Here is a 7,754-nt window from a genome sequence, read left to right on the forward strand (position 1 = left end):
AGAAAAAAGAATTAAAGAAGATATAGAAAATTTGATAAATATTATCTATAACCAAAACAATATTATCGAAAATCTAAATGAACATATAACTAATTTGAAAGCCCAAAGTGAAAACATAAAACAAGAGCTAGATGATAAATTTAACAGCCTAAACGTCATTGTTTTATTTGTTAAAAGCCAAATAGAGATGCTCACATTTTCGAAGCCTTGGCGTATATACGCTTTTTTAGGTAAAATAAAGAGCAAAATTATTAAAAAAAAAATTGAAAATACAAGCAATCCTGACAAGGTAGATAATGAAGTCAGCGTAGAATTGCCAGATGTTCGACAAGATAATGTAGATAATATAGAGACTAATAATGAAGATGCTTCGATACCACCTGTTTTGAGCCCGGTAGCTAAAAAAATATACAATAAGTTAAAAGCCATTAAAATATCATGAGAATATTGATAGATCTTCAAGCTTATCAAGGGGAAAGCGGTTTTCGTGGCATAGGTAGATACTCTATATCTTTTACAAAAGCAATATTAAGAAACAATCTCCAACATGACATATATATACTTTTAAATGGAGCTTTCGTAGATAGTATAGAGAGAATAAAAAAAGAGCTTAAAGACCTAATGCCAAAAGAAAGCATAATAACATTTTTCCCTGTAACACCAGCATCTTATATAAACCAAAATAACTACCAAAGGGCAAAAATATCAGAACTGATAAGAGAGTATGTTATGTCAAACATTGGGCCAGATATAGTGCATATAAATTCTTTGTTTGAAGGATTTGCAGATGATGTAATAACATCAGCAAAAGTTCTTGATAAAAACACAATCACATCTGTAACGTTGTACGATCTAATACCGCTAGTAAATGCGGATAAATATCTAATAAATGAAAATTATAAAAATTACTACTTTAACAAAATAGAATATTTAAAAAAAATGGAATTACTACTAGCTATATCTAATTATTCTAAAAACGAGGCTATAAGATACCTTGAGATAGACAAAGATAAAATATTTACTATATATGGAGCTTGCGATGAAAAGTTTAGAAAAATAGATATCACAAAAGAAGAAAAATATGATACTCTTAGAAAGTATGGAATAAGAGATGGCTTTATTTTATATGTGCCTGGTGGTTTTGATATAAGAAAAAATATTGATGGGCTTGTAAAAGCTTATAGCAAATTACTATCAGATTTAAAAAACAAATACCAGCTTGTAATAGCAAGCAAGATAGACGAAAACAATAAGGCTATGCTGGAAAACCTCATAAAAAGTTTGGGCATAAAACCAAATGTTGTAATCACAGGCTATGTGCCAGACGAAGATTTGATAAAGCTCTACAACCTTTGCGATTTATTTGTATTTCCATCTTTACATGAGGGATTTGGATTACCTATCTTAGAAGCTATGGCATGTGGAGCGCCAGTTATAGCATCAAACACCACAAGTATACCAGAAGTAGTAGGAAGAGAAGATGCTCTTTTTAATCCATATAACATAGATTCTATAGCTTTTAAAATGAAAGAAGTCCTTACAAATGAACATTTTATAAATGAACTGAAAGAGTATTCTCTAAAAAGAGTGAAAAGCTTTTCTTGGGATAACACCGCTAAAAAAGCTATAGAATCTTTTGAATATATTTACGATAAAATCAAAAAAAAGACTGTAAATACTGTAGATAGTAAGAAACCAAAGCTTGCTTATATATCGCCCTTACCGCCAGAAAAAAGTGGTGTCTCTTATTATTCAAAAGAGCTTTTGCCTTACCTTTCAAAGTATTATGATATAGAAGCAATAGTAGACCAGGATAAAGTAACTGATAATTGGATTTCACAAAATATACCAATAAGGAATGTAGATTATTTTAAACAAAGTTATAAATCTTACGATAGGATTTTATACCATTTGGGCAATAGTCCGTTTCACAAACATATGCTGTTTCTTTTAGAAAAATATCCTGGTGTTGTAGTGTTACATGATTTTTATATATCAGATTTATATTGGTGGATGGAATTTGAATCTTCTTATAATAATTTTTTCACCCAAGAGCTTTACTACTCACATGGATATCACGGTCTTAAGTTTTTGAAAGAAAATTCCTTAAAAGAAACAGTTTTTAAATACCCTTTAAATGCTAGTGTTTTGCAGAATGCTCTTGGCATTATAACCCATTCTGAGTTTTCAAAAACTTTGGCAGGAAAATTTTATAGTATTAATAATGAAAATTGGTATATTATAAAACAGCTAAGAAAGCTTAAATTACATAATGATAAAAATTTGTCAAGAAAAAAATTAGGCATAAAAAACGATGATTTTATAATATGTAGTTTTGGCATTTTAGGTCCTACCAAACTAAATCATTTACTTTTAGAAGCTTTTATAGCATCAAGCTTATCAAGTAAGAATAATATTAAACTTATATTTGTTGGAGAAAATCCCGGTGGAGAAGATTATTATGCTAAGATAGTGGAAACCATAAACAAATTCAAATTACAAGATAAGGTTATCATAACCGGCTTAGTAGATGACCAAGCTTACAATAATTATCTATCCCTTTGTGATATAGCTGTTCAATTAAGGACGTTATCAATAGGAGAAGCTTCTGTAACCGTATTAGATTGTCTAGCGAGCGGTATACCTACTATAGTAAATGTGCATGGTACAATGGCGGATTTTTCAAAAGATGCTGTTTACATGATAGAAGATGAATTTAAGCATGAAGATCTTGTTAGAGCTTTAGAGGAATTATATTACAATGAAGAAAAAAGAAAAATTCTTAGCCTCAGAGCGCAAGATTATATAAAAGAATTCCATGATCCGGGAAAAATAGCTAATGATTATAAAAACGCTATAGAGCATTTATATTTAAAACCTTCACAGAACGAATTTCTGGAGGAGATACTAACCAGCATAAGCGATGTTTCTGATAAGTATTTGGCAACAATTTCATTGGAGCTATCTAAAAATATAAGCCCAAAACCAAGGCTAAAACAACTATTCGTAGACGTTAGCGAAGTATCGAGACATGATTTAAAGACAGGTATACAGAGAGTGGTTAAGGCACAGTTAAAATATCTATTGGAAAAACCACCAGAAGAGTATAGGATAGAACCTGTTTATCTTGAAAATATAGATGGTAAATGGATTTACAAATATGCAAGAAAATTTACTCAAAAATTTCTTGGTATAAATACGACTTTGGAAGACGAGCCGATAGATATTTTTGAAGAAGATTTATTTTACGCACCAGATTTGCACCCTACCGTATATGAAGCCGGTAATCAAGGCATATACAAATACATGAGATCAAAAAACGTGAAAATCATATTTTTGGTTTACGATATTTTACCCATATTAAGACCTGACTGTTTTCCAGAAGGAGCTTACGAGACTCACTCAAATTGGGTAAAATCAATAGTATCTTATGCTGATAAGCTAATATGTATATCAGAATCTGTGAAATATGAATTAAAAGAATATCTAGAAAAAATTAATTTATTAAGAGAAGACCTTCAGATAACTCATATTCACCTTGGATCTGATATATCGTCTGCTAAGCATAGCGCTGGTTTAAATCAAGAAGACTTAGAAATTCTTAACATTATAAGCCAAAGACCTTATTTTCTTATGGTATCAACCGTAGAGCCAAGGAAAGGGCATAGACAAGTTTTGAAAGCTTTTGAAAGACTTTGGGCAAAAGGATATAACTTTAACTTAGTGTTTGTGGGTAAAAAAGGCTGGATGATGGATGATTTTATGGATTATGTAGAAAAACATCCTGAAAAAAACAAAAGATTTTTTTACCTTGGTCATGTATCAGATGATTTGCTTGAAAATCTCTACAAAAATGCTGCAGCTACCATTATAGCTTCAGAAGGAGAAGGTTTTGGGCTTTCTATCATTGAATCTGCCTATTACAAAACACCTATTATAGCAAGAGATATACCAGTGTTTAGAGAAGTGGCACAAGACGGGGCTTATTATTTTCCAAATACAAAAGATGAAAAGACACTTGCTAATGCGATATTAGAGTGGTATAATCTTTATAAAGAAAACAAGCATCCAAGACCAGACAGCATAAAATGGATGAGTTGGCAAGAACATACAGAAAAATTAAAGGAGATACTTTTAAAATAATGAAAATCTTAATAGATTGGACTGATACCTACATAAGTAAGCTAAATACTGGCATACAAAGGGTTGTGAAGAATATTATAAGAAATAAGCATATTATTGAAGAGATAACCAGTGTTGAAGTAGAACCTGTTATCTTTGTAGAAGATATAGGAATAGAGATAGATTATAAAAGAGAAAGCAAGCTTAAAGCTGTTGCAATAACCATAAGGAAGAGCTTATCAAGATATAGAAGTATATATAGATCTGTAGCTAATATATATAAAAAATTATCTAAATACAGCCCTGACATGCTTTTTTATATATTATTTGGTAAAAAAGTAAAATTAGAACAATCAGACATTATACTATTGGCAGATGCTTTTTGGAGTCAAACTTATTCAAAAAGTTTTTTTAACACAATAAAGACATTAAATGTAGTATCACTAATATACGATATAGTACCTATAACAAATCCAGAAACTCAACCAGAGCATATTGTAAAGGCTTTTAATACAGTAGTGGTAGATATTATGGCTAATTCAAAACTCATCATCACCACCACAAACTCTGAAAAAAATATTATAGAGACTTTTTTAAAATCCAAAAACATAGAAAAACCCATATATGTGGTGCCCCTTGGAGTGGATATAAAACTTGCTAAAAACCCTGTAAAACCATCTGCCGGCATTTATTTTGACAACTTTTACCTAATGGTGGGCACCATAGAACCACGTAAAAATCACATGCTTGTTTTAAAGGCTTTTCATAAAATGTGGGAAGAAGGAGAAAGCTCAACCCTCGTAATAGTAGGAAGGATAGGCTGGAAATACGAGGAGGTGCTTAATTTTATAAACACATCGCCTTTTAAAAATAAAAAACTATTTTTCTTAGAAGAAGTAAAAGACGAAGAACTTGAATACTTATATCAGCATACGAAAGCCCTCATAATGGCATCTTACCGAGAAGGTTTTGGTCTCCCAGTTATAGAGGCGATGGTAAGAGGAGTGCCTGTGATAGCAAGCGATATCCCGGTTTTTAGAGAGATAGCCAGTGATTATCCCACATATTTTGACCCATACAACCAAGATTCTTTGATATCTGCTATTAAAAGCTCAAAAAACTTAGAAAGGAAACCAGCAAACATAAAACTAAACACTTGGGAAGATACAACAAGAGCAATAGCCAATATTATAAAAAAGCATTTTGGAATTTAGTATCGCTTTATCCTTTCCCATCCAAAACCTATTATACTCTTTTCGCTTTCAGAAAACCCTATCCCTACTATGTATACTTTCTTATCTTCTGACAAATACTTTTCATAATGTTTTTTCTCCTTTATCTGTTTTAGCGGGTTATCTAATGGGCTATCCATTACTTTAAACTCTATAATGTATATTTTGTTTTCTATAAAAGCCGTAAGGTAAATACAGCCTTTGTTTGTAGTATCTTCTGGGATGGTGAGAATACCAGCTCCGTTAAAAAGCGCATAGACAAGAGAAGCATAAAAACTTTTTTAATAGCTATCTTGGCTTCCCCATTATGAAAATTTGGAAATAGATTTGCTAAGAAAATGCTATTTAAACTCATTCTTGCTTTACGATTTGTCAAGATTTGCTAAGTTCTGTATATAACTCCTGTCATGACAAAAGCTAAATGATTAAATACTGTGAATATGTGGTATAATTTGGTTGTGGGAAGCCTTAACGATAAAGCGAACTTGTACAAAGATGACGTTATGTTGATTTTACGAAATAATATAAAACAGATAAAAAAGTTTGGTGTAAAAAGAATAGGCGTATTTGGTTCTGCATCGAGAAACGAATTAAGAGAAGATAGTGATATAGACGTAGTTGTTGAATTTGAAAAAGGTAGAGGCGGTTTTAGAGATTTTGGTGGGCTTGTTGAGTTTTTAGAGAGCCTTTTAAGCAGAAAAGTAGATATTCTAACACCAAATGGAATAGAAAGCATAAAAATTAGGTCAGTAAAAGAAAGAATTAAAAAAGAGTTAAAATATGTATAAAAGATCAGATAAAGAGTTTGTCTTGGATATGTTCTTAGCTTGTAAGAAAATTGTGGAGTATACCAAAGGAATATCTTATGAAGATTTTGAAAAAGATAGCAAGACAATAGACGCTGTTATTAGAAACATTGAAATACTTGGAGAAGCAGTAAAAAATGTATCAGCTGAATTTAAGAATAAATATTCTGATATAGAATAAAGCTTAATAGCAAGAACAAGAGATAAACTTATACATTCTTACTTTGGCGTCGATTTAGAAGTTGTTTGGGAAATAGTCTTTTAATAACATAATCTAAGAGTGAATCGTTAAAAGACATCCTTACTTTTAAGTTTGAATAAGATAAAGCCGTAAATATCTAATAGTAATAATCTTTTTCTATTCTTATAGACCGAAAACTCTGTATGCCTATTGGTAAAATCTTCATATAGATATTGTAAACCTAGTACTCTTTCCAATATAATACTGTAAAAGGAAAACTTAGGTTTGGTTTTTTTAGTATGTCAGCGTGTATTTTGTATATGGGTTTACCATGGTATAGAGCTAAAACAATAATTCTCATAGCATCGGCTGGAAAATAATATACTCTCATGTTTGGTAGACTTAATTTTCTACTTACCAAGGCTTCAAGCTGCTGGTCGCTTGTAAGAGTGTGAGATTTTAAATACTCTTTTATAAGATTAGCTTGGTCTTTTGTGATGTTTAGCCTTGCCATCAAAACAGGAACCGGTGCCGTATTTGGGTTAAAACCGGAGTTTGGCATAAGGGTGATATAGTCTTTTATAACGTCGTAGTCTTTTTTTGTCATACCATAAACCAAAGAAAATTCTTCTTTGTATTGAGGTAAATACTTCCTTGGTAAATATCTATCATAGAAATCAGAAGGTATATCTTCGTCGTGATAGTTTGGATTTATCCAATCTTCCCAAGCATCTATTACTATGTCAGGATTAACCTTTGTGTTTTGTGCGAGTAAATTTTTTAAAGCGTCAACATTTGGATAGCTTATGCTTATAAGCCCATTGGCATCTTGTATAGATACCTCTAAATCTTTGAATTTTATATATGTTCCATCTAGCGGCAACAATGAACTTTTAAAAGGTTTTAATACCACTTCAGAGTTTATGGCTTTTGGTGCAAAAGTAGATACCGATATCATATAAAGAAGTTTATCCATTATGGAGTAAGCTCTAAGCATACCTTGGGTTTTAAGTTCGAGGTCGTAGGTAGCCTTCATATGTTCTTTTACAATCCAATCAAAACCAATGCCAAGAGTTATTATCACAGCCGATAAAAGCATAACAAGTAGTGTAGCAGAACCTTTGCTGGCTTTTCCGATTGTCATAGTATGATTATAGCATTTTGACTTGGCTTTGAAGTTCTTGACATAACTTTTTAGCACTTTATATTTTTACTATGGAAACAGTAGAAAGCAAGATAGAAGAAATTAGAGAGATACTAAAAGAGTTTGCTATTGGTCTTGTGAGATTAGAAAATGATATAGCAAGGTTAGAAAAAAGCATAGAAAAACTTGAGGGTGAAGTAGAAGAACTAAAAGATAGCTTAAAAGAAACAAATAGACAAAGGGAGGAAGATAGGAAGTATTGGGAAGAG

4 protein-coding genes and 4 pseudogenes are annotated in these 7,754 nt (G+C 31.4%); 6 read left to right on the forward strand and 2 right to left on the reverse strand.

Translation table 11 applies throughout. From position 1 onward, the window contains the following. The 3 genes and pseudogenes from ACYQZV_RS08695 to ACYQZV_RS08705 all read left to right on the forward strand — a co-directional run. Window positions 1-442, forward strand: a pseudogene (locus ACYQZV_RS08695) (hypothetical protein); the annotation flags it as partial. Next, window positions 439-4,143, forward strand: coding sequence for a glycosyltransferase (locus ACYQZV_RS08700; protein WP_459895177.1), 3,705 nt, complete (start codon window positions 439-441; stop codon window positions 4,141-4,143). The pseudogene ACYQZV_RS08695 and the gene ACYQZV_RS08700, both read left to right, overlap by 4 nt. Further along, window positions 4,143-5,336 (forward strand): glycosyltransferase family 4 protein, encoded by a 1,194-nt coding sequence (locus ACYQZV_RS08705; protein WP_459895179.1) that lies wholly within the window; start codon window positions 4,143-4,145, stop codon window positions 5,334-5,336. The genes ACYQZV_RS08700 and ACYQZV_RS08705 overlap by 1 nt, the downstream gene beginning before the upstream one ends. Here the strand turns inward: ACYQZV_RS08705 and ACYQZV_RS08710 are convergent. Then, window positions 5,333-5,617: pseudogene (locus ACYQZV_RS08710) on the reverse strand (PD-(D/E)XK nuclease domain-containing protein); the annotation flags it as partial. The gene ACYQZV_RS08705 and the pseudogene ACYQZV_RS08710 sit on opposite strands and share 4 nt — an antisense overlap. A 195-nt stretch (window positions 5,618-5,812) precedes the next feature. On the opposite strand from ACYQZV_RS08710, the gene ACYQZV_RS08715 reads away from it, so the two are divergent. Together ACYQZV_RS08715 and ACYQZV_RS08720 are read left to right on the forward strand one after the other, a co-directional pair. After that, complete coding sequence (locus ACYQZV_RS08715) at window positions 5,813-6,142, forward strand: nucleotidyltransferase family protein (RefSeq protein ID WP_459895182.1); 330 nt, start codon at window positions 5,813-5,815, stop codon at window positions 6,140-6,142. A 28-nt stretch (window positions 6,143-6,170) separates the two neighbouring features. Beyond that, window positions 6,171-6,425, forward strand: a pseudogene (locus ACYQZV_RS08720) (HepT-like ribonuclease domain-containing protein). A 157-nt stretch (window positions 6,426-6,582) separates the two neighbouring features. Here ACYQZV_RS08720 and ACYQZV_RS08725 read toward each other — a convergent pair. After that, window positions 6,583-7,485 (reverse strand): type II secretion system protein GspK, encoded by a 903-nt coding sequence (locus ACYQZV_RS08725; RefSeq protein WP_459895184.1) that lies wholly within the window; start codon window positions 7,483-7,485, stop codon window positions 6,583-6,585. A gap of 71 nt (window positions 7,486-7,556) precedes the next feature. Between ACYQZV_RS08725 and ACYQZV_RS08730 the strand changes: the two are divergent. Beyond that, window positions 7,557-7,754, forward strand: a pseudogene (locus ACYQZV_RS08730) (hypothetical protein); the annotation flags it as partial.

The organism is Hydrogenobaculum acidophilum (assembly GCF_054656715.1).

Coding starts and splice junctions, on each gene's coding strand:
- ACYQZV_RS08700 (WP_459895177.1), top strand. CDS start 439: ATGAGAATATTGATAGATCTTCAAGCTTATCAAGGGGAAAGCGGTTTT.
- ACYQZV_RS08705 (WP_459895179.1), top strand. CDS start 4,143: ATGAAAATCTTAATAGATTGGACTGATACCTACATAAGTAAGCTAAAT.
- ACYQZV_RS08725 (WP_459895184.1), bottom strand. CDS start 7,485: ATGACAATCGGAAAAGCCAGCAAAGGTTCTGCTACACTACTTGTTATG.